Origin of the sequence: Parahaliea maris (assembly GCF_008064665.1) — a bacterium.
Classification (GTDB): Bacteria; Pseudomonadota; Gammaproteobacteria; order Pseudomonadales; family Halieaceae; genus Parahaliea; species Parahaliea maris.
Genome location: NZ_VRZA01000007.1, coordinates 209,456 through 228,287, shown reverse-complemented (window position 1 = coordinate 228,287; position 18,832 = coordinate 209,456). Strand labels below are relative to the sequence as shown.

Below are 18,832 nucleotides of genomic sequence, written 5' to 3'. Positions count from 1 at the left end.
TAGTCAACTCCAGCGAACGCGTGGCATAATTCGACTTCCCACAATTCGATCGCGATTCTCGATAATTCGTTCGAGCATTGCCCCCAAGACTGCCTCGTTCATGTAGTGTGGTTGTAAGCCTAGTTCTAATAGGCCAGAGTGGGATGGATTATAGTAGTGCTCTTCCCTCTCCTTTCTAGGATTCAAAATGGATTCTATTTTCACATTCAGGCCCATCTGGTCACCAACAGTTTTGACCCGATCAGCAAGCTCATTCACGGAGAATGTTTCAGTAAGCTGATTAAAAACCCTAAGCTGTCCTTCTGCCGCTGGTTTCTCGGCAGCTAATCGTACACACTGCAAAGTATCGCGGAGATTTAGGTAACCTCGGGTCTGGCCGCCTTTACCATAAACCGTTAGCGGAATACCCGCCACCGCTTGCACAAGGAAGCGATTTACCACAGTTCCAAAGATGTCATCGTAGTGAAAGTTTGGGCAAAGCCGTGGGTTTAGATCTGCCTCATCAGTGGATATGCCGTAAACAGGGCCCTGCATTAAGTCGGTGACGCGTAAACCGTGGGCCCGGACGTAGAACCACAATAGATCAGTGTCGAGTACTTTCGTTGTGTGGTATAGAGACCCTGCCGCACGAGGAAACAAGAAGGTGTCTTTGCGGCCTTTATGCTCGATCTCTATCCAACCCTCCTCGATGTCGATGTTAGGGGTGCCATACTCCCCCATGGTTCCGAGCTTGATTATGTGCGCCTGGGGAGCGTGCTCTTTGACGGCCCAAATACAGTTGAAAGTAACATCAAGATTATTCTTAAAGGTCTCTCTAGCCTCTGAAAAACCCTTCATCGAATACGGTGCCGAGGGTTGCTCAGCGTAGTGGACGACAGCTTCGGGTTCAAAGTCCTGAAAGATATGGAACATAAACTCCGGCTGCGCCAGGTCACCGATTTTCACAGCGATTCTGTAGCCCGTTTCTGCTTCAAATATGGCTGCACGCTCTGTGAGAGTTGGCGTTTCAATAAGAGGCTCACTATCCGTCGCCTCAGCAATTATTCTTCGTAGATAGTTATCAGCTACCAAGACTTCGTGTCCGGCCTTGGCAAAGTCCATCGCTGTGGGCCAACCCAGGTAACCATCGCCGCCAAGTATCAATACTCGCATTCCGGTTTTTTCCTCACTCAACTAATTTAAAAAGTACTTTACGGTTCGTAGAAGGCCTTGCTCTAACGAGGTCCGCGCCTCCCATCCAAGTATCGAATGTGCTTTGGACGTATCGGAAAAATTTCGCTCAACATCTCCTGGCCTCTTGTCTCCAAAAACGGTCTCAACGTTATCAATGCCGCATTTTTCCAACGCCGCAACAAGCTTGTCTGTTAGCTCATACACTGTTGTTTCGCTAGATGTCGCGATCTGAAAAGTGTGGCCACCGATATCAGCCATGGTACCCGCTTGGTAAATCGCATCGACAAGATCATCGATAAAGATAAAATCTCGTGTCTGCTTTCCATCACCATAAATTTCTAGAGATTCACCCGCCAGAGCTAGCTTTATGAACTTCGCCACAACCGACATCTTATGACCTGATCTTGGTCCATAAACATTTCCAAAACGCAGTGCCACGGTTTCCAAACCAAAGCAGTGATAGTAAGCAGAACAGTATCCTTCACCTGCCAATTTCGATGCACCATAGGGTGATGCCGGGTGAGGAGCCATCTCTTCATGAAGCGGCGGAGTTTGCACACCTAATGGTGCACCGGAGGAAGCGAACACAACTTTCGGCTTACCTAGCGCTCTTGCGGCTTCCAGCACATTGAGAGTACCTAGGACGTTAGTCTCGCAGTCACTTCTTGGATCTTCAACAGATGGAGCAACACCTGTATTGGCAGCTAGATGTACTATTACATCCGCACCCTCTGCTGCTCTAACCAGAGCCTCGAAATCGGAGATATCAGATCTGATCACTTCTACTTTAGAACCCCATCGTGCGGCTCTAGCAACAACCTCAAATTCGGTGACATCACCAAGATCAGCCAAGGTTCCCACAGACAGATTGTCATAAACCCGGATTGAGTATCCTTCGTTAGCCAATAGTCTGGCCACTAGGGAGCGGCCAATGAACCCGCAACCACCTGTAATCAACCAATTCATATATTAAGCCTTATTGGCCAGAGTCAGTGTGACTCCGGCTCTCCAATTTCAACTCCAGCCGCACCGACGACTGAATGGGGGACACTTGCAGATGCAAAAAAGCAATTGAATCCACCCTCAGACAAGACATCTCGTACTACTCTTGGTAAATGGTCAGGTGACGTTACAAATAGCACCGCTGATCCCCTAGACCTTAGAAGAGCAGCACGCACCTCTCCTAGTGTGTTCTCAGCGGAGTTAAGATTCTCTATGTCCATCCGGCGATATAATTCCTTGTTCTCGCGATCTAGCCGGTCATCCGCCACCAAGGGCACTCCTAGTTGTCTTGCGAGAAATACTCCTCGCGTCACCCTTCCGCTATCTTCGCCCGCCCCCATCATGACACTTCGCCAATTGCTCTTGCAGCTGCTGTAGCTGTGTACAAACACGAACTTGATCGCTCGAAAGTCGTCAGTTGCTGTCATTCTCGCACCTATTCGGCACTCATCGTCTGCTTAGACAACACCCCGTGAAGGCTGCTTTTTTAGCCAGAGCCGCGAAATCTCATCAAAAATGGCAGCTAACTTCCGCCGTAGTTGGGAGAATGCTTTCACTCAGTAACTACAGAAGCGTGTCGAGATACCAGCTACAAGTCGAGTTGATTCCATCGACGATGGTTGATCTTGTGCCTACACACGATAGATATAGGGAAATCGCTGTCTATAAATTTTCTGGGAGAGCCGCCTAGCTTACAGTAATCAAAACTGAACTGACCTTCGAAACCAGCAAACTTACTAATCGTAGAAGCGGGCTCAGATATAGTGCGCTTGATCCTGGAACCAACTTTAAATGTGCGATAGCTGTGTCACTGTGATCTCCGAGTACTTATGCCGTGGTAACGCCATGGTATAAAGACAAGCGCAATCCATGTCCTCAACATGTAGGAACTTTCGCAAAAGATTGCCTATTCCCCAGATCAGAAACTTTCTTCCCACAAACCTCTTGGCTTCGTTGAAAGGACGAAGAACCGCTGACACAACGTGACTATTCTCCAACCGCAATTGTCGCCCGGCTCATGATGATTTTTTAGGCATCAATCTAGGGTAATTAGTTCAGCGTTGCCTGCTATAGCTTTCACACAATTTCATGCCAGCAATCTTGGCGACAGCGTATGGCTCAATTAAGATACCAGTCTTGTTGCTTCTCCGTGTCGAGGGCCTGCTAGTCAAGTATCGATGCTGACTAATTTGCTTTAAGAGCGCTTCCATGCTGTAAGATAGATAACGGAGCAAAGGCTCGGCCATATCTGCATCACCCTATCTAGGTAGGGCGTCAGCGTCCGAATAATGGGCCGAGAACTACGATAACCAATCCAGTTCTTACCCTCAATTGAATAACTTGCGGCTCCCAAGTCCTGCGCTATGTACGCTAGATCTTCGACGTCCGGCTCTCGAACATGACCTCGAAAAACCTCGGTCTCATACCAATCACTCATCGTAGACCACTTGCCGCGCCCAAAAGGGACTGTAGCCCGTTTGCGCAGATTGACCGCGTTTGGGACGCCAATCCAGAACACACCGCCATCGCTAAGCTTGTTCCAGAGCGCTGAGAAAATCCACTTAGGCGAATTGTGCCAATGTTCCATAGAATCATGAGACGTGACCATGTCTAAGTCTTCCGGAATCTCATCAAGTTCTAGCTCAAAAACATCTCCGTCAATTACAGTTGTACCGCTTTCTTGAATTGCGCCTAGGACCTGTTTAGATTCAGGCGACTTGTACAAGTTGTCGGAAAAATCGTCAACGAGAATAGTTTCGTAACCAAGAAGCTGACAGGTGTACATAAAGGGAACGATACCCCCTCCTATATCAACGACGCAGCCACCTTTGGGAACAACATCGAGTGTTCTTTGACACTGCCAGAGCAGTCTCTTTCTGTTGTTCTCAATCAACCATCTCAGTTGGGCTGGATACGACTGCACCGCGAGTTCAAATGCTTTTTGTACTTCCGAAGATGCTTTCATATGAATATTTCTGTGACAGAACCATCGAGGGAGCAAAACCTAATGAACTTCTAAACAGGCTCGCTCATGAGTGCGAATTACCCAATCGAAAGAGCCTGCCTCTTTTTCCATAAAGCTGGGCAAGTCTAGAGCGCTTCTACGAACTCGCGTATGTTGAAATCGAGTTTTCAGCGCTCGATTCGTATGTTTTAAACCAACACGATAGGACAAGCGACTATTCTACCTCATGAGCCAGATACCATTGATAAGTACCTAGAATACCGTCGCTTAGTTGAATTTTTGGTGACCATCCAGACGAACGGATCAGACGGCTATCCATAAGCTTCCTCGGCGCACCGTCTGGTTTCGACTTGTCAAAAACGATCTCTCCGTCGTAATCAACGGCATTGGAGATTTCGCGTGCAAGTTCAGCTATAGAACACTCTTTGCCACTTCCGAGATTTACGTGTGACAGCGATGGTGACGTTAGCTGCATGTGGATATCAAGTGGTAGTCCCATGACATGTAAACACCCAACAGCCATATCATCCACATGAAGAAACTCTCGAAGCGGCTTTCCGGTTCCCCATACCACCACCTTATGATCACCCGCCTCATTCGCTTCGTGAATACGCCGAATGAGCGCGGGCACTACGTGGCTATTCTCTAGATGAAAATTATCCCCAGGACCATAAAGGTTTGTGGGCATTACGCTGCGATAGTCTGTTCCATATTGGCGATTGTAGCTTTCACACAGTTTGATGCCTGCAATCTTTGCAATCGCGTAGGGCTCATTAGTAGGCTCCAACGGACCAGTAAGTAGTGCATCCTCACGCATAGGCTGTGGAGCTTCTCTGGGATAGATACAAGAGCTTCCTAGAAAAAGCAGCTTTTCTACTCCCGCTTGAAATACGGAGTGGATGATATTGCATTCGATTACAAGATTTTCATATATAAAATTTGCGGGATAGGTGTTGTTTGCGTGTATACCGCCAACCTTGGCGGCCGCCAAGTACACCTGATCAATTTTTTCATCCTCGAAAAATGTCTTTACCGCGGCCTGATCGAGCAGGTCTAGCTCCGATCGCCTCTTGGTAATCAATTCGACCTGGCCGTCTTTTTCCAGCTGTCGGAGAATTGCCGACCCCACCATGCCGCGATGGCCGGCTACAAATACCCTTTTACTCATCGACTGCTACTTACTCGCCTGGTGTATTCACCTGATAGCCACTATCCACTAGCAGTCGATGCTTACGGGCTGCCTCCAGATCATGGGCCACCATTTCATCTATCATCTCGTCCAGCGTGGTGCTTGGCTTCCAGCCGAGTTCCTTCATCGCTTTTGAAGGGTCACCTAGTAGAGTCTCGACCTCAGCGGGTCGATAATACTTCTCATCGATTGCCACTATCGTATCGCCTGGCTGAACTGAGATTCCCTCATCGGCGACGTTTTGATCGATAGAGGCAACTAACCCTTTTTCGTCGAGGCCTTGTCCCTCGAACTGAATCTGAACACCTAATCGCTTTGCGGAACCAACAATAAAGTCTCGCACTGAAGCCTGTTTACCGGTGGCTATCACGAAGTCTTTAGCATCATCTTGCTGTAACATAAGCCACTGCATCTCTACGTAATCTCGTGCGTGGCCCCAATCGCGCCTGGCATCCAAGTTGCCCATATAGAGGCAGGGCTCTAGCCCCTGGCTCACGTTGCAGAGCCCTCTCGTGATCTTGCGAGAAACAAAAGTCTCACCACGACGTGGCGACTCATGGTTAAAGAGAATTCCGTTGCAGCAATACATGCCGTAGGCCTCGCGGTAGTTCACCGTGATCCAGTAGGCATACAACTTCGCCACGCCGTAGGGTGACCTGGGATAGAAGGGCGTAGTCTCTGTTTGCGGTGTCTCTTGTACCAGGCCATATAGTTCTGATGTAGATGCTTGGTAGATTCGTGTTTTCTTCTCTAGGCCTAGGAGCCGTACCGCCTCCAACACTCGCAACGTACCGAGGGCGTCAACATCTGCGGTGTACTCGGGCTCCTCAAAACTCACGGCCACGTGACTTTGTGCTCCCAAGTTGTAAATCTCGTCCGGCTGAACCTGCTGGATGATACGGGTGATGTTGCTGGTGTCGGTCAGATCTCCGTAATGGAGAATGAATTGGTGATCATCAGCGTGTGGGTCCTGGTAGATATGATCAACACGTTCTGTGTTGAACGATGACGCCCGCCGCTTTATCCCGTGAACCTCATAGTCCTTCTCAAGGAGCAACTCAGCCAGATACGACCCATCCTGGCCGGTGACGCCTGTGATCAATGCTTTCTTTCGTGTCATATCTTGTTTCTAAAGTGGTAGGGAGCAGTAAAGACGGATTGGAAGGCTCATGGACATTTTTGGGGTGCAATAACGACTGTTAGGATGCTCAATTCTATCACTTGCTTTCGATAACAAGAGTTATCGAGATCCAGAAGCCAATGCCATATCCATTCCAGCATCTACCTTCCCAATTGTCGTTTAAGTTCTGAAATATCTCTTTTCAGAGCCTCATACTCCTTCATCTTCATTTTCAAAAAGCGAGCAGTTAGCCTGGCTTTTGCTGCAATCCCCTTGGGAGTCAGAAGATAAGCGTAACGAGCCTTGCTCTCGCTGCGCTGAAAGTTTTCCATCTTTAGCCAACCCTTATCCACTAGCGCCCGGAGGCAGTAATTGACTCGCCCCAGGCTCACGCCAAGTTTCTCTGCCAACTCTCGCTGTGTTAATTCGGGCTGCGCCTCTAATGTCTGCAGCACGCGTAAATGCGTTTCGGATGGTTTCAAATTTAGCGCTTCGACGAAAATCCAATCGGTGTATGGGAATGCTAAAAATGACGGCGAAAAATAGACAGGCAGGCTACCGCAAGGTGCGCACCGTTAGTGGGAGTGCAGCAGCCTTGCCGAGCGAGTTGAAACATCCAAACAGGGTGGCGTTCAATGACTGAACATCATAACCGCACCACTGCTATGCGGCAACATATCTCGAGGTGAGAATCTGCGGGAGACTCAATCATCTACAGTGAATAGCCCAGATCATTCCGCTTGACCAATACCGGAGATTGGCGCCCTAACAGGTCTAGCAACAACTCAACCCTGTCCTTTTCCCGCTGGACCTGAAAAATACCACTGAGGCCGGCAAAAGGGCCACGCAGTATTTCAACCCGCTCACCGTGGCGATACGGGGAGTCATCTTCAACTGCAGCACCGTCATCCTGTGACTGGCCACGCTGTAAAAACTCGATGACTCGATTCTCCACAGGAATCAAGGCGGCCCCAAATCGGACCAGGTCGACTACTCCACGGGTAGAACGGATGACCCCGAGGTCTGCCTCACCCAGCACCACGTCGATGAACAGGTAACGCGGAAACAGGGGCCCCACCAGCCATTGCCATCCTCCGGGCCGGCGCTTTCGCTGGCGAACCCGAGGGAGAAACACACTAAAGCCCTGCCTCTCCAGGTTCTGTAATGCCTCGATTTCCCCCCGGGGCTTGGTTTGTACAGCTAGCCAAGTCATGATTCACCTCCTACGAGTATTCTACCCGCCCCCTCTTTTGCGTAGAATACCTGCATTACGAAACTCTCATGGCACAGCATGTCACCGGCCCTGCAACAAGCACTTTTCGCCTTCCTCGCGACCCTAGGCTTTATCTGCGCCCTGGCGCAAATGGCTCCCAAGGTAGACTTGGTCGATAAGCCCAATCATCGCAAGCTCCACCAAGGAGACGTGCCACTTATTGGCGGGCTGGCAATCTTCATGACCCTGGCCATTGCCACCTACCTGTTTGCCCATGAGAATCTGATTGTCTTCAGCGGACCTAAATCGGAAGTTCAGGTGCTCCTGCTTGCCGCGGGCCTTCTCGTTGCGCTGGGCGTCATCGATGACCGCAAACACGTTAGTGTGTTTACCCGAACATCCGTAGAAGTGGTGGTAGCACTGATTGTGATAGAGGGCCTCGACCTTCAGGTCGCCCACCTTGGAGACCTGGTCGGATTTGGCCATATACAACTCAATGACTGGCTTGCCTATCCGTTCACGGTCATCTGCATATTCGGCATCATCAATGCCTACAATATGCTCGACGGTATGGACGGCTTGCTGGCGATGATGGTGCTGATCACCATCTTGGCCTTTCATCTCTTCACTGGAATAAAGCCGGGCTTGATTACGCTCACGCTCAGCGCCTCGTTGGTCGCCTTTCTGGTCTCCAATCTCAAGCTGGCCCCCTTCATCCCCAAAACCTTTTTGGGTGACGCGGGCAGCAAACTCCTGGGCTTCATCGTGGTATCGCTGATACTCGCTGTAACATCGGCCCAGATTGGAGGCACCAAGTATATAGACCCAGTAACCGCGCTCTATCTGGTCGGCCTCCCACTCTTTGACATGGTATTCACCACCACAAGGCGCGTCTTTAACAAGCAGTCACCGTTCAACAGTGACAGAACGCATATCCACCATTTAATGCAGAGTCTTGGTCTAAGTCACCGACGCTCGTTGTTGATCATCGGTAGCATCGGCCTTACCCCCCCCTTTCTCGGGTTGATGCTACACAATTCAGGCGCGGCCGTTCCCTACCAGTTTTACATCTTCCTGGGTTGCTTTTGCATCTATTGCGTACTGATGAGCCAGGCCTGGAAGGTCGCAGAGCGATATCAGCAACTCCAGCGTGACCTGAAGGCCACGAACAGCGGTATTTCAGTCAGTTATCTGGAGCCACGAGTGAAAAGCGCCCCCTGAAACGGCACCAGTTGGGCTACGCCCGGCCCTGGCTTCAGGGGGCAGTATTCGAGAGGGAATCGGTATATTTCTCCAACACCTCGCCCACCTCACCTTCCGCGAGAATAGCCCCCCCCTCAATCCAAACCGCGCGATCACACAGCGCCCTGACCTGCGCCAGCGCGTGCGACACGAATACCACCGTCTGCTCACCCGCAATGCGCTCCCGCATACCGGCTTCCGCTTTGCTGCGAAACGCGGCGTCACCAACGCTGAGAATCTCGTCGATCAACAGGATATCCACGTGGGTTTTGAGTGCCGTGGTAAAGCCGAGGCGCGCGCGCATTCCCGTCGAGTAGGTTTTCACCGGCTCCTCGAAAGAGTCGCCTAGTTCGGAGAATTCCTTGATCTCGTCAAGGTACGCCAGCGCCTGTCTCCGTGAGGCGCCCTGCAACATGGCGGCGAGGATGGCGTTGTTTCTGCCGGACAGGTCGGGCCGAAAGCCCAGGCCGATTGAAAGCAGCGAGGCACTGGCGCCGGGGCGGCGACGCACTACTCCTCTGGAGGGCGCCAGGATACCCGCCATCAGTTGCAGCGTGGTCGTCTTGCCCGCGCCATTGCGGCCAATAATGGCGAGCGTTTCTCCCTCGTACAGTTTTAGCGACACATCCCGCAGGATATGGTGCACGCCGTGTTCAAAGGTGTCGCGCCTGGAACGGTAGCTGTGGGACACGTGCTCCAGTTCCAGTATCACTTGCCGGTCACTGGGACTCATGCGGTCAGTGCCTTGAGGGCCAGGTATTGGCTTGATCGGCGCATCAGTGCCAACATGCCGCCAATTAGGAGCACAGCGCCAAGGGCCACCAGGGCCAGGTGCGAAAGGTCCGGTACGGTATTCCACATCAAGGCCTGCCGATAGCAATCCAGGATGAAGGCGATCGGGTTCAGCGCCAGCACCAGCTCGGTTTTGGCCGGGTCTCCCAGGTCATGCACGTTCCAGAATATGCCTGAGGTAAACAATAGAAAGGTCATGCCCAGGGGAATCAGCATGCTGAAATCGCGCACTATGCAGACCAGCGAGGCGCCCACCAACGCGCAGGCCACAATCATCAGGTAATTCACTAAAATGATGGGCACCAGCCACCACCAGGTGCCGCTGGGGGCAAATCCAAAAACCACCAACACCACGAACAGGAGTATAAAGGCTGCCGCCTGCTTGTAGAGGCTTTCCTGCACCACCGACATGGGAAACAGGCTTTTGGGGATATCCAGTTTGGCGATCAAGCCCCGGCTGGCGACAATACTGTTGGACGCCTGGCTGACCGCCTTGGAGAACCAGATAAAGGTGAGCTTGCCGCACATCAGGAAGATCAGAAAATCGTCCTGACGCGACTTGAGGATGACGCTGAACACCAGGTAGAACACCCCCACCCACAACAGCGGCTCCAGCAGCCACCACAGGTACCCCAGGTAGAAGCGCGACGCATCTGCCCGCAGAGCCATGCGGGCCTGGACGTCCATTAGTTGAAAATATTGGGAAAGTGGCATTAGCGGAACAGCACCAGAACCTGCAATCCAGTTAAACGGCGGCGGCGAGTTTAGCAAATCCATCAGGAAGAGGATACGCGGGCACTTTGGCTGGTATAGTAGCGCTCCAGACCCACAAGGACACCGTGCACGCCCAATGACTAACGATGGAAGCCAGGCGGAACTCTACCGCGACGATGAGATTGACCTGTTTGAACTGGTAGAAGGCTTATGGGCGCGCAAGTGGCTGATTATGGGCATTACCGGTGCGGCCACTGTTGCCGGTTTGATCACGGCGCTGCTGCTTTCCCCTAGCTACCAGGCCAGCACCCAGGTGAGGCCACCGGACCTTTCGGACCTGGCCCAGCTCAGCGAACTCGAGATTGTGGAAATTACACCCACGGAGGCCTTCGCGAGAGGCCTGAACGAGCTGAACTCACAGCATGGACGCATGCGGACCTTTGACGCGGTCCGGGACTCCAGCCCCCAGGACTTGGGTGATGAGGAATGGAACTGGCGAACGCTCTCCGAACATATCAACATCACGCCAGACAAAGGCAACAATTTTGCCACGGTCTCCTATACAAACGGTGACGCCGAGTTCAGTGCTGCCGTCGTCAACCAGTTGATCGAAACGGCAAACCAACTGGCCACGCAAACCCTGGTGGAAGAGGTGAAAACATCGCTACAAACCAAGGCCTCTCTGTTACAGCAGCGTATTGAGCAGGAGATCGCACTGGAAGCCCGCTCCAAGCAGGACCGGATTACCCAGCTACAGGAGCGCGACAAGCTCAAAGCCCTGATACTCAAAGATCAGATTGCTGCCCTGAGAACCAAAGAGGAGCAGCTCAGGCTGGACCGCATTGCACAGCTTACCGAAGCGCTGTCAGTGGCCCAGTCGCTGGGGCTGGAAGAGCCCCAGTTCATCGCCCAATTAGGCGCCGGAACCGGGAACAGTTTAGCCATCAGGGCGGATATCGAGGGCGAAGGGGACCCTCTTTATCTCCGCGGGGCCAGGATGCTCAAGGCAGAAATCGCAGCACTGAAACAGCGTAGTTCCAACGACTTCACCAATCCCGATATCCGTAATCTGGAGTCCGATTTGGCGATGCTGGAGTACAATCGGGAGGTGGAAGTACTGCAGGCACGAGCGGACGACACCGCTTTTATTGTGGGCATCCGCGATATGCGTACCGAGCTGAATCAGCTAAAGAGTTACCTGAAGCAGGATTTTTCAGGCGTGCGCGTCCTCAAACTGGATGAGCCCGCCGTTGCGCCAGACAGACCGATCAAACCCCGAAAATCACTGATCGTTGCGGCATCGCTGGTGGCCGGCGGCATGCTTGGCGTTCTGGTCGCCCTCATTATGAATGCAGCCGCCAACCGTCGTCGGGCATTAGGCGGGCAGGGGTGAATACCGTGCAAAAACCGATCATACGTGATGGTTCCAATGGCTAATCCACCCCGCCATTTTCCCCGCAAACGCTTCGGCCAGAACTTCCTCGAGGACACCTCGGTCATTGGCCGCATCGCCGACGCCATACAGCCCCGGGAGGCCGACCACCTGGTGGAAATCGGCCCCGGCCAGGGTGCCCTTACCGAGGCATTGATCACCTTAGGCTGCCGCCTGGACGTGGTGGAACTGGACCGGGACCTGGTCACCGGTCTGCTGGCAGCCTTCAGCATCTACCCGGGCTTCAAGCTGCACAGCGCAGACGCGCTGAAGTTCGATTTCGCATCCCTGGCAGGCGACGAAAGGCCGCTGCGGATCGTGGGCAACCTGCCCTACAACATCTCCACCCCCCTGATCTTCCGCCTGCTGGAGTTTGCGCCCCTGATTCAGGACATGCACTTCATGCTGCAGTTGGAAGTGGTACAGCGGCTGGCGGCGGAGCCGGGCAGCAAGGCCTGGGGGCGGCTGGGTATCATGGCGCAGTACCTGTGTGAGGTGGAGCACCTGTTCGACGTGCCGCCGGAGGCGTTCTATCCGCCTCCCAAGGTGCAATCAGCCATTGTGCGGCTGGTACCGCGGCAGTCCTCGCCCTGGCCGGAGTGCAACCCGAAATCACTGAAACGGGTGGTGCAATCCGCCTTTGCCCAGCGCCGGAAGACGCTGCGTAACAATCTCAAGGGTATGATGGACGACGCCGGCCTCCAGGCCCTGGGGCTTGACCCCGGCGCCAGAGCGGAGACACTGGAGCTGGTGGATTTCATCCACATTGCCAACGCCATAAACGGATAATCCAGCGTGACCGACTTTCAGCCCCAGCAGGTGCGGGTAACCGTACAAACCACCTATCTGCCCAGCCACTCCCAACCGGAGGCAGCGCAGTTCACCTTTGCCTACACCATCACCATCCGCAATAACGGCCCGGTGCCGGTGCAATTACTCTCCCGGCACTGGATCATCACCGACGCCAATGACGAAGTGCAGGAGGTGCGCGGTGAGGGTGTTGTGGGTGAACAACCGGTGATTCCCCCGGGCGAGCAGTTCCGCTACACCAGCGGCGCCACCCTGCCGACGCCGGTGGGCTGCATGGAGGGAAGTTACACCATGATCGTCGCCCTCGAAGAGGAGGTGGACCCCACCGACGTCCCGGCTTTCGACGTGCCCATCCCGCCCTTCACCCTGCATACACCTAACGCGCTGCACTAGGACCGGGCATGGCCACTTACGTCGTCGGCGATATCCAGGGCTGCCTCAACCCGCTCAAGTGCCTGCTGGAGCGGGTGCGCTTCAACGCCGACCGGGACAAGCTCTGGTCAGTGGGGGATATCGTCAACCGTGGCCCCAAGTGCCTGAAAACACTACGCTTTCTCTACGAGATGCGGGACAACCTGGAACTGGTGCTGGGCAACCATGATCTGCACCTGCTGGCCGTCGCCGCCGGCGTGCGCAAGCCCAGCCGCTCCGATACGCTGGACAAAATCCTGGCCGCGCCGGACCGGGACAACATGCTCAATTGGCTCATACATCGCCCGCTGGTGCATTACGAAAACGGGTTCACCATGGTTCACGCCGGCATCCCGCCCCAGTGGAGTGTGGAGGACGCCCTCGCCCGCAGCCTCGAGGTGGAGAACGTCCTGCAGAGCCCGGACTGCACCGAGTTCTTCCGCCATATGTACGGCAACGAGCCGGCGATCTGGTCCGATGAGCTCACCGGCATGCCGCGCCTGCGCACCATCACCAACTACCTGACACGGATGCGCTTTTGCACCCGCGAGGGGGAACTGGACCTGATCAGCAAGGGGCCGATACCCACCAGCGGCAAGAAAGTTAACGCCTGGTTCAGCCACCCCCACCGGAAAACACGCAATGATCGCATCCTGTTCGGGCACTGGGCGTCGCTGGAGGGGAAAACGGAGGGGCCGAATGCGATTGGGCTGGATACCGGGTGTGTGTGGGGTGGTTCGCTGTCGATGTATTGTCTGGAGACGGGGGAGTGGGCGCGGTGCAGGTGTAAGGACGGGAAAGCGGCCTAGTAAGCTCTCCCGAGCTCAGTGGCTTGAAGGGTCCTGACGCTCATGCAATATCCGCGCTATTTCAACTACTCGGCCACAAACTCTGTATACAATTAAGTGCCGGCCACACTTCAAGCTACGCAGCTCCTGGCCGATGTCCTGTCGGACTTTTCCTATGAACGGATTCTCGAGAAGGTCCAGAGTTTGCTGTTCCAGCTTGGCAAGATACTCGTCGCTGCGCCCAAGCCCCCAGTTGTCCACGCCGTAAGCGTAGATCTCCTGCAAGTCATTGAGCGCTTGGCGAGAAAGATAAAGTTGGCGTATTCGGCGACTGGGCATCCGCCCAGCTTATTGCGAACGCCCTTTGATTAACTCATCCAATTCAGCCCGGTTGGCCACAGCGATGCTTTCACCAGCATCCAGTTGAGACAGCCCAATCTGGACCTGCCTGCGCAGTTCCGCAGTTTTCCATTCACGCAGCCAGGCTTCGTGGGTTTCGACAAATCGCAGAGCCTCTCGGACCACTTCACTGGCGTTGTTGTACATCCCGCTCTCGACTTTGGTTTTGACGATTGCTTCAAGTTCGGGGGTGAGGGAAACGTGCATGCCCAATCTCCTGCGTAATTCTCCCAAGGACAATGAGCAAAAATACAAACTTTGTCAAACTTTGATGCGCATCAACTGATGACCGTGCGCAAAATAGGCTCGCTTAGCGATAACCCTCCGGATTCCCCGACTGCCAGCGCCATACGTCCTCGCACATCTGGGCCACCCCACGAGTGGCTCGCCACCCCAGCACCGCTTCTGCGAGGGAGGGATCGCCATAGTACTCGGGGACATCGCCCGGCCGTCTCGCAACGATCTCATGAGCCAGCCGCTTGCCGCAGGCTTCCTCAAAGGCAGAGAGCATTTCCAGCACACTCACGCCCTCCCCTGTGCCGAGGTTCGCGGTCAGGAGGCCCGCCTGCCCCTCCAGATGCTTCAAGGCCGCGACGTGCCCTTCGGCCAGGTCCATCACGTGGATATAATCTCGCACCCCGGTGCCGTCGCGGGTCGGGTAATCACCGCCAAATACACTCAGGTATTCCCGCCGCCCCACCGCCACCTGGGCGATAAAGGGCATCAGGTTGTTGGGAATGCCCTGGGGGTCCTCGCCAATCAGGCCGCTGGGGTGGGCGCCCACCGGGTTAAAGTAGCGCAGGCAGGCCAGGCGCCAGGCCGGGTCGGAGGCGCTCAGGTCTTCCAGCATCTTTTCCACCGCCAGCTTGGTCTGGCCGTAGGGGTTCATGGCCCGGCGGGGGAAGTGCTCCTGGATGGGGTTGCTGTCCGGGTCGCCGTAGACGGTAGCGGAGGAAGAAAACACGAAGCGCTGCACCCCCGCCGCGGCCATGGCCTCCAGCAAGTTGAGTGAGCCGAAGACGTTGGTGCGGTAGTAGCGCAGGGGTTCGGCGACCGATTCGCCCACGGCCTTGAGGCCGGCGAAATGAATGGCGGCCTTGATATCGTATTCGTGGAATACGGCGTCCAGGTCTCCCCGGTCACACACGTCACCTTCGATGTAGGGTACGGAATAACCAGTAATCTCCTCAATACGCTGAAATACCTCGACACTGGAGTTGCAGAAATTATCCAGCACCAGCGGCTGGTAGCCCGCCTCGATGAGGGCCACCACGGTGTGCGAACCTATATATCCGGCGCCGCCGGTAACGAGTATGGTGTTGGGCATGGGGCCTGCTTCTGAAAGTTCGGAAGATAGCCAGTGTGCAAGCACCTTTTTGTGGCGCCAAAACGAATACAGCCAGAATGACCCGCTTGAGCCATATTCCATTCCGGTCGCCAACGCCCGATTGTGAAGTGGTTTCGCCCGATCCGGTCGAGGTTGCGACGACGCTATTCCATCAAATTAAGCCGGTCACGCGGCCCTTCCCGTCATCAGCGCTACAATTCAGGAAACAGGAGGGCCTGAACGCCAGGAACCAGAGACCATCGCCACGGTTTACTCGACAGCACGCCGGCGCTAGCATCATTCTTACAGGCACACGGGAGATTGGTATGCCCACCCAGCGAAAATCCATTTTGGCTCAGGCGCTTGAGCTTCCAGAACACGAGCGCTCGGCGCTGGTAGAGCGGCTGCTTCTCAGCCTGGAAAGAACCGACAGCGAAATCGACGCCGCCTGGGCGAAGGAGGCTGAATGGCGGCTTGCTGCCTACGAAAATGGAGAAATAGAAAGCGTACCAATTTCGGATATTGCCGAGTTCCAAGCTGCCATCGTTTCTGAAGGAGAGTGAAGCCCGAACCAAGGCTGCTCGCACCGGCCCTGCGCTGTTGCCAAATTCCCCTATGCGGTGATCTACCACCATTCCAGTTCAAGGAATGAGATACTTGTCGTAGCCATCGCCCATCTGCACCGAGAACCGGGCTATTGGGGACAACGCGATCTATAAGTGACTGAACAGCCAGCAAAGGCAGATCTGAACATGCAAACCTACCTCGTCGGCGGCGCCGTGCGCGACGCCCTGCTCAACTACCCGGTCACCGAGCGTGACTGGGTGGTGGTGGGTGCGCGGCCGGAGGAGCTGCTGGACCAGGGCTACCAGCAGGTGGGCAAGGATTTTCCGGTATTCCTCCATCCCAAAACCAAAGAGGAGTACGCCCTGGCCCGTACCGAGCGCAAGCAGGGGCATGGCTATACGGGGTTCGCGGTGCATTACGAGCCCGATGTCACGCTGGAGGAGGACCTGCTGCGGCGCGACCTGACGATCAACGCCATGGCGCAGACTCCGGAGGGGGACATCATCGACCCCTACGGCGGGCAGCAGGATCTCGAGCGTCGGCTGTTGCGCCACGTCTCCCCCGCTTTCGCTGAGGACCCCCTGCGCGTACTGCGCGTCGCTCGCTTTGCCGCCCGCTACGCCCACCTCGGTTTCACGGTTGCCGGGAAAACACTCGAACTGATGTCCGACATCGTCCAGGCAGACGAGCTCCCCCATCTGCCCGCCGAGCGGATCTGGGTGGAAACCGACCGCGCTCTGGGCGAGCGCGACCCGGATGTGTTTATCCAGGTATTGCGGAACTGCGGCGCCCTGGCCGCCCTGATGCCCGAGGTGGACGCCCTGTTTGGCGTGCCCCAGCGGGCCGAGTACCACCCGGAGATCGACACCGGCATTCACACCCTGATGGTGCTGCAGCAGGCCGCCCTGCTGTCGGCGGATACCGCGGTACGCTTTGCCGCCCTGGTGCACGACCTGGGCAAGGGGATTACCCCTCGGGAGGAACTGCCCCGGCACATCGCCCACGAACATCGCGGCGTTCCGCTGGTCAAGGACCTGTGCCAGCGCCTGAAAGTGCCCAACCGCCACCGCAACCTGGCGCTGAGCGTTTGCGAATACCACCTGTTGTGCCACCAGGCCGGGGAGCTGCGCGGCAAAACGGTGCTGAAACTGCTGCGTGCCACCGGCGCCCTGCGCCAGGACGAATTGCTGGAGCCCTTCCTGCTGGCCTGCGAGGCGGATGCCCGCGGCCGCCTCGGGCTGGAGCAACGGCCCTACCCGCAGGCGGGCTACCTGCGACGGGCACTGACGGTCGTGCGCGACGTCTCCGCGGAGACGTTTCGCGAACAGGGTATCAGCGGCAAGGCGCTGGGCGAGGCGATTCACGCCGAGCAGGTGCAGCGCCTGGACGCCCTGCGCAAAACGGAGGCGCCGGCCCGTGGCTGAACTGGCCCTGGTCAGCGGCGGCGCACAGCGTATCGGTGCGGCGATCTGTCGCGAGCTGCACCGGCGGGGGCTGGATATCGCGCTGCACTACCGCCACTCCAGAGAGCCCGCGCTGGCACTGGCGCGGGAACTGAACCAGCTGAGGCCAGGCTCCTGTCACACCTGGCGAGCGGACCTCGAGTCCGTGGACGACGTCCGCGCCTTCGCCAGCCGCCTGCTGGACCACCACCCCCGCCTCAGCCTGCTGGTCAACAATGCCTCCGGTTTCGAGCCCACCCCCATCGACCACTGCAACGAGGCGCAGTTCGACGCCATGCTGGGGTCCAACCTGAAGGGCCCCTACTTCCTGACCCAGGCCCTGCTGGGCGCACTGCGCGCCGCCGGCGGCGCCGTGGTCAACCTGATCGACGTGCATGCCGAGCGGCCGCTGAAGGACTTCAACGCCTACTGCGCCGCCAAGGCCGGTCTGGCCTCCCTCACCCGCAGCCTGTCGGTAGAGCTGGGGCCGGAGATCCGGGTCAACGGGGTAGCACCTGGCGCCATTCTCTGGCCCGAGGACGACGTTGCCTTCGATGAAAAGAAACGCGAGGACATCCTGGCCAGCACCCCCCTCGGCCGCCTTGGCGACCCGGCCGACATTGCCGGCGCGGTGGCCTTCCTCGGGCTGGATGCGCCCTTTATCACTGGCCAGGTGGTCTCGGTCGACGGTGGTTGGGGACTGGGTTTGTAGGGCGACTTGAGTCACCTCCGGTAATTTGACTCACCCCTGCCAAGGCGGAAGATCTAAGCTCGGCAGCAACGGGATTCTCTGAATGGATCCCCGATAAAAGCATTCGGGGATGACGCGACAGCGGGCGGCATCTGGCTGCGTCGCCATGTAGAATGCCAACCAGGCAAACCATCACCACCGGGGACCACTCACCTTGAACGCTATCTCAGTCTCCCTCCTTATGCTCGCCGCGCTCTGCGCCTCGGCGGGCCAGTTGCTGTTCAAGGTCGGCGCCACCGGCCGCACTGCGCTACTGGAGTTCATCAATCTGCAGATCATCGCAGGGCTGGGACTCTACGGCGCCGCCACCCTCCTGTGGATCTACGTCCTTTCCACCCAGGCGCTGACCACGGTGTACGCGTTCACGGTACTCACATTTGCCCTGGTCTACATGGGAGGCGTATTTCTGCTGGGGGAGCGCCTCTCACCTGGCGGCATCGCCGGTACCGCGCTGGTACTGCTAGGCCTGTTCTTCATCGCCCGCTTCGGCTGAT

At 55.9% G+C, this 18,832-nt stretch carries 22 protein-coding genes; 9 read left to right on the top strand and 13 right to left on the bottom strand.

The window, feature by feature from the left end; genetic code table 11:
* Positions 1 to 3 precede the first annotated feature (3 nt).
* From FV139_RS17925 to FV139_RS17890, 8 genes are all read right to left on the bottom strand, one after another.
* The gene (locus FV139_RS17925) at positions 4 to 1,173 is read right to left on the bottom strand and encodes an NAD-dependent epimerase/dehydratase family protein (protein WP_213004157.1); all 1,170 of its coding nucleotides are present in this window, start codon (positions 1,171 to 1,173) and stop codon (positions 4 to 6) included.
* Complete coding sequence (locus FV139_RS17920; RefSeq protein ID WP_148069848.1) at positions 1,174 to 2,139, bottom strand: NAD-dependent epimerase/dehydratase family protein; 966 nt, start codon at positions 2,137 to 2,139, stop codon at positions 1,174 to 1,176.
* An 824-nt stretch (positions 2,140 to 2,963) separates the two neighbouring features.
* A complete protein-coding gene (locus FV139_RS21440; protein ID WP_407946831.1) occupies positions 2,964 to 3,173 on the bottom strand; it encodes an NAD-dependent epimerase/dehydratase family protein in 210 nt (69 codons plus the stop codon).
* A 197-nt stretch (positions 3,174 to 3,370) separates the two neighbouring features.
* Positions 3,371 to 4,141 carry a class I SAM-dependent methyltransferase gene (locus tag FV139_RS17910; protein WP_148069846.1) on the bottom strand — a complete coding sequence of 257 codons (771 nt, stop codon included), beginning with the start codon at positions 4,139 to 4,141 and terminating at the stop codon, positions 3,371 to 3,373.
* 214 nt (positions 4,142 to 4,355) lie between these two features.
* Entirely contained in the window at positions 4,356 to 5,309 is a 954-nt protein-coding gene (gene fcl / locus FV139_RS17905; protein ID WP_148069845.1) for a GDP-L-fucose synthase, read from the bottom strand.
* Positions 5,310 to 5,319: 10 nt separating this feature from the next.
* Positions 5,320 to 6,450, bottom strand: a complete 1,131-nt coding sequence (gmd, locus tag FV139_RS17900) for a GDP-mannose 4,6-dehydratase (protein WP_148069844.1) — start codon at positions 6,448 to 6,450, stop codon at positions 5,320 to 5,322.
* A gap of 161 nt (positions 6,451 to 6,611) precedes the next feature.
* Complete coding sequence (locus FV139_RS17895) at positions 6,612 to 6,932, bottom strand: MarR family EPS-associated transcriptional regulator (protein ID WP_148069843.1); 321 nt, start codon at positions 6,930 to 6,932, stop codon at positions 6,612 to 6,614.
* A gap of 230 nt (positions 6,933 to 7,162) precedes the next feature.
* A complete protein-coding gene (locus FV139_RS17890; RefSeq protein WP_148069842.1) occupies positions 7,163 to 7,663 on the bottom strand; it encodes a transcription termination/antitermination NusG family protein in 501 nt (166 codons plus the stop codon).
* Between the two features lie 78 nt (positions 7,664 to 7,741).
* Here FV139_RS17890 and FV139_RS17885 point away from each other — a divergent pair, with 78 nt between their 5' ends.
* The gene (locus tag FV139_RS17885; protein ID WP_148069841.1) at positions 7,742 to 8,884 is read left to right on the top strand and encodes a hypothetical protein; all 1,143 of its coding nucleotides are present in this window, start codon (positions 7,742 to 7,744) and stop codon (positions 8,882 to 8,884) included.
* 34 nt (positions 8,885 to 8,918) lie between these two features.
* Here FV139_RS17885 and FV139_RS17880 read toward each other — a convergent pair whose 3' ends face one another.
* The gene (locus tag FV139_RS17880) at positions 8,919 to 9,638 is read right to left on the bottom strand and encodes an ABC transporter ATP-binding protein (RefSeq protein ID WP_148069840.1); all 720 of its coding nucleotides are present in this window, start codon (positions 9,636 to 9,638) and stop codon (positions 8,919 to 8,921) included.
* On the bottom strand, positions 9,635 to 10,366 hold the full coding sequence (locus tag FV139_RS17875; RefSeq protein ID WP_235898710.1) for an ABC transporter permease: 732 nt from the start codon (positions 10,364 to 10,366) through the stop codon (positions 9,635 to 9,637). Before FV139_RS17875 ends, FV139_RS17880 begins: the two co-directional genes overlap by 4 nt.
* Before the next feature lie 181 nt (positions 10,367 to 10,547).
* Here FV139_RS17875 and FV139_RS17870 point away from each other — a divergent pair, with 181 nt between their 5' ends.
* Genes FV139_RS17870 through FV139_RS17855 form a run of 4 tightly spaced genes read left to right on the top strand, consistent with a single transcriptional unit; the run spans position 10,548 to position 13,873 of the window.
* Positions 10,548 to 11,804, top strand: a complete 1,257-nt coding sequence (locus FV139_RS17870) for a Wzz/FepE/Etk N-terminal domain-containing protein (protein WP_148069838.1) — start codon at positions 10,548 to 10,550, stop codon at positions 11,802 to 11,804.
* Positions 11,805 to 11,840: 36 nt separating this feature from the next.
* Positions 11,841 to 12,632, top strand: a complete 792-nt coding sequence (rsmA, locus tag FV139_RS17865; RefSeq protein WP_148069837.1) for a 16S rRNA (adenine(1518)-N(6)/adenine(1519)-N(6))-dimethyltransferase RsmA — start codon at positions 11,841 to 11,843, stop codon at positions 12,630 to 12,632.
* A 6-nt stretch (positions 12,633 to 12,638) separates the two neighbouring features.
* Positions 12,639 to 13,046: a Co2+/Mg2+ efflux protein ApaG gene (gene apaG / locus FV139_RS17860; RefSeq protein WP_148069836.1), complete on the top strand. Its 408-nt coding sequence runs from the start codon at positions 12,639 to 12,641 to the stop codon at positions 13,044 to 13,046.
* Between the two features lie 8 nt (positions 13,047 to 13,054).
* On the top strand, positions 13,055 to 13,873 hold the full coding sequence (locus FV139_RS17855; protein ID WP_148069835.1) for a symmetrical bis(5'-nucleosyl)-tetraphosphatase: 819 nt from the start codon (positions 13,055 to 13,057) through the stop codon (positions 13,871 to 13,873).
* A gap of 15 nt (positions 13,874 to 13,888) precedes the next feature.
* Here the strand turns inward: FV139_RS17855 and FV139_RS21435 are convergent, their stop codons facing one another.
* From FV139_RS21435 to galE, 3 genes are all read right to left on the bottom strand, one after another.
* The gene (locus FV139_RS21435) at positions 13,889 to 14,191 is read right to left on the bottom strand and encodes a type II toxin-antitoxin system RelE/ParE family toxin (protein ID WP_148069834.1); all 303 of its coding nucleotides are present in this window, start codon (positions 14,189 to 14,191) and stop codon (positions 13,889 to 13,891) included.
* 9 nt (positions 14,192 to 14,200) lie between these two features.
* Positions 14,201 to 14,458: a type II toxin-antitoxin system ParD family antitoxin gene (locus tag FV139_RS17845; RefSeq protein ID WP_148069833.1), complete on the bottom strand. Its 258-nt coding sequence runs from the start codon at positions 14,456 to 14,458 to the stop codon at positions 14,201 to 14,203.
* A gap of 103 nt (positions 14,459 to 14,561) precedes the next feature.
* A complete protein-coding gene (galE, locus tag FV139_RS17840; RefSeq protein WP_148069832.1) occupies positions 14,562 to 15,578 on the bottom strand; it encodes a UDP-glucose 4-epimerase GalE in 1,017 nt (338 codons plus the stop codon).
* A 326-nt stretch (positions 15,579 to 15,904) separates the two neighbouring features.
* Between galE and FV139_RS17835 the strand changes: the two genes are divergently transcribed.
* The 4 genes from FV139_RS17835 to FV139_RS17820 all read left to right on the top strand — a co-directional run bounded on the left by FV139_RS17835 (position 15,905) and on the right by FV139_RS17820 (position 18,831).
* Complete coding sequence (locus FV139_RS17835; protein ID WP_148069831.1) at positions 15,905 to 16,141, top strand: addiction module protein; 237 nt, start codon at positions 15,905 to 15,907, stop codon at positions 16,139 to 16,141.
* Between the two features lie 189 nt (positions 16,142 to 16,330).
* The gene (locus tag FV139_RS17830; RefSeq protein ID WP_148069830.1) at positions 16,331 to 17,569 is read left to right on the top strand and encodes a multifunctional CCA addition/repair protein; all 1,239 of its coding nucleotides are present in this window, start codon (positions 16,331 to 16,333) and stop codon (positions 17,567 to 17,569) included.
* Positions 17,562 to 18,299, top strand: a complete 738-nt coding sequence (locus FV139_RS17825) for a pteridine reductase (protein ID WP_148069829.1) — start codon at positions 17,562 to 17,564, stop codon at positions 18,297 to 18,299. Before FV139_RS17830 ends, FV139_RS17825 begins: the two co-directional genes overlap by 8 nt.
* 193 nt (positions 18,300 to 18,492) lie before the next feature.
* Entirely contained in the window at positions 18,493 to 18,831 is a 339-nt protein-coding gene (locus tag FV139_RS17820) for a hypothetical protein (RefSeq protein ID WP_148069828.1), read from the top strand.
* The last annotated feature ends 1 nt before the right edge of the window (position 18,832 follow it).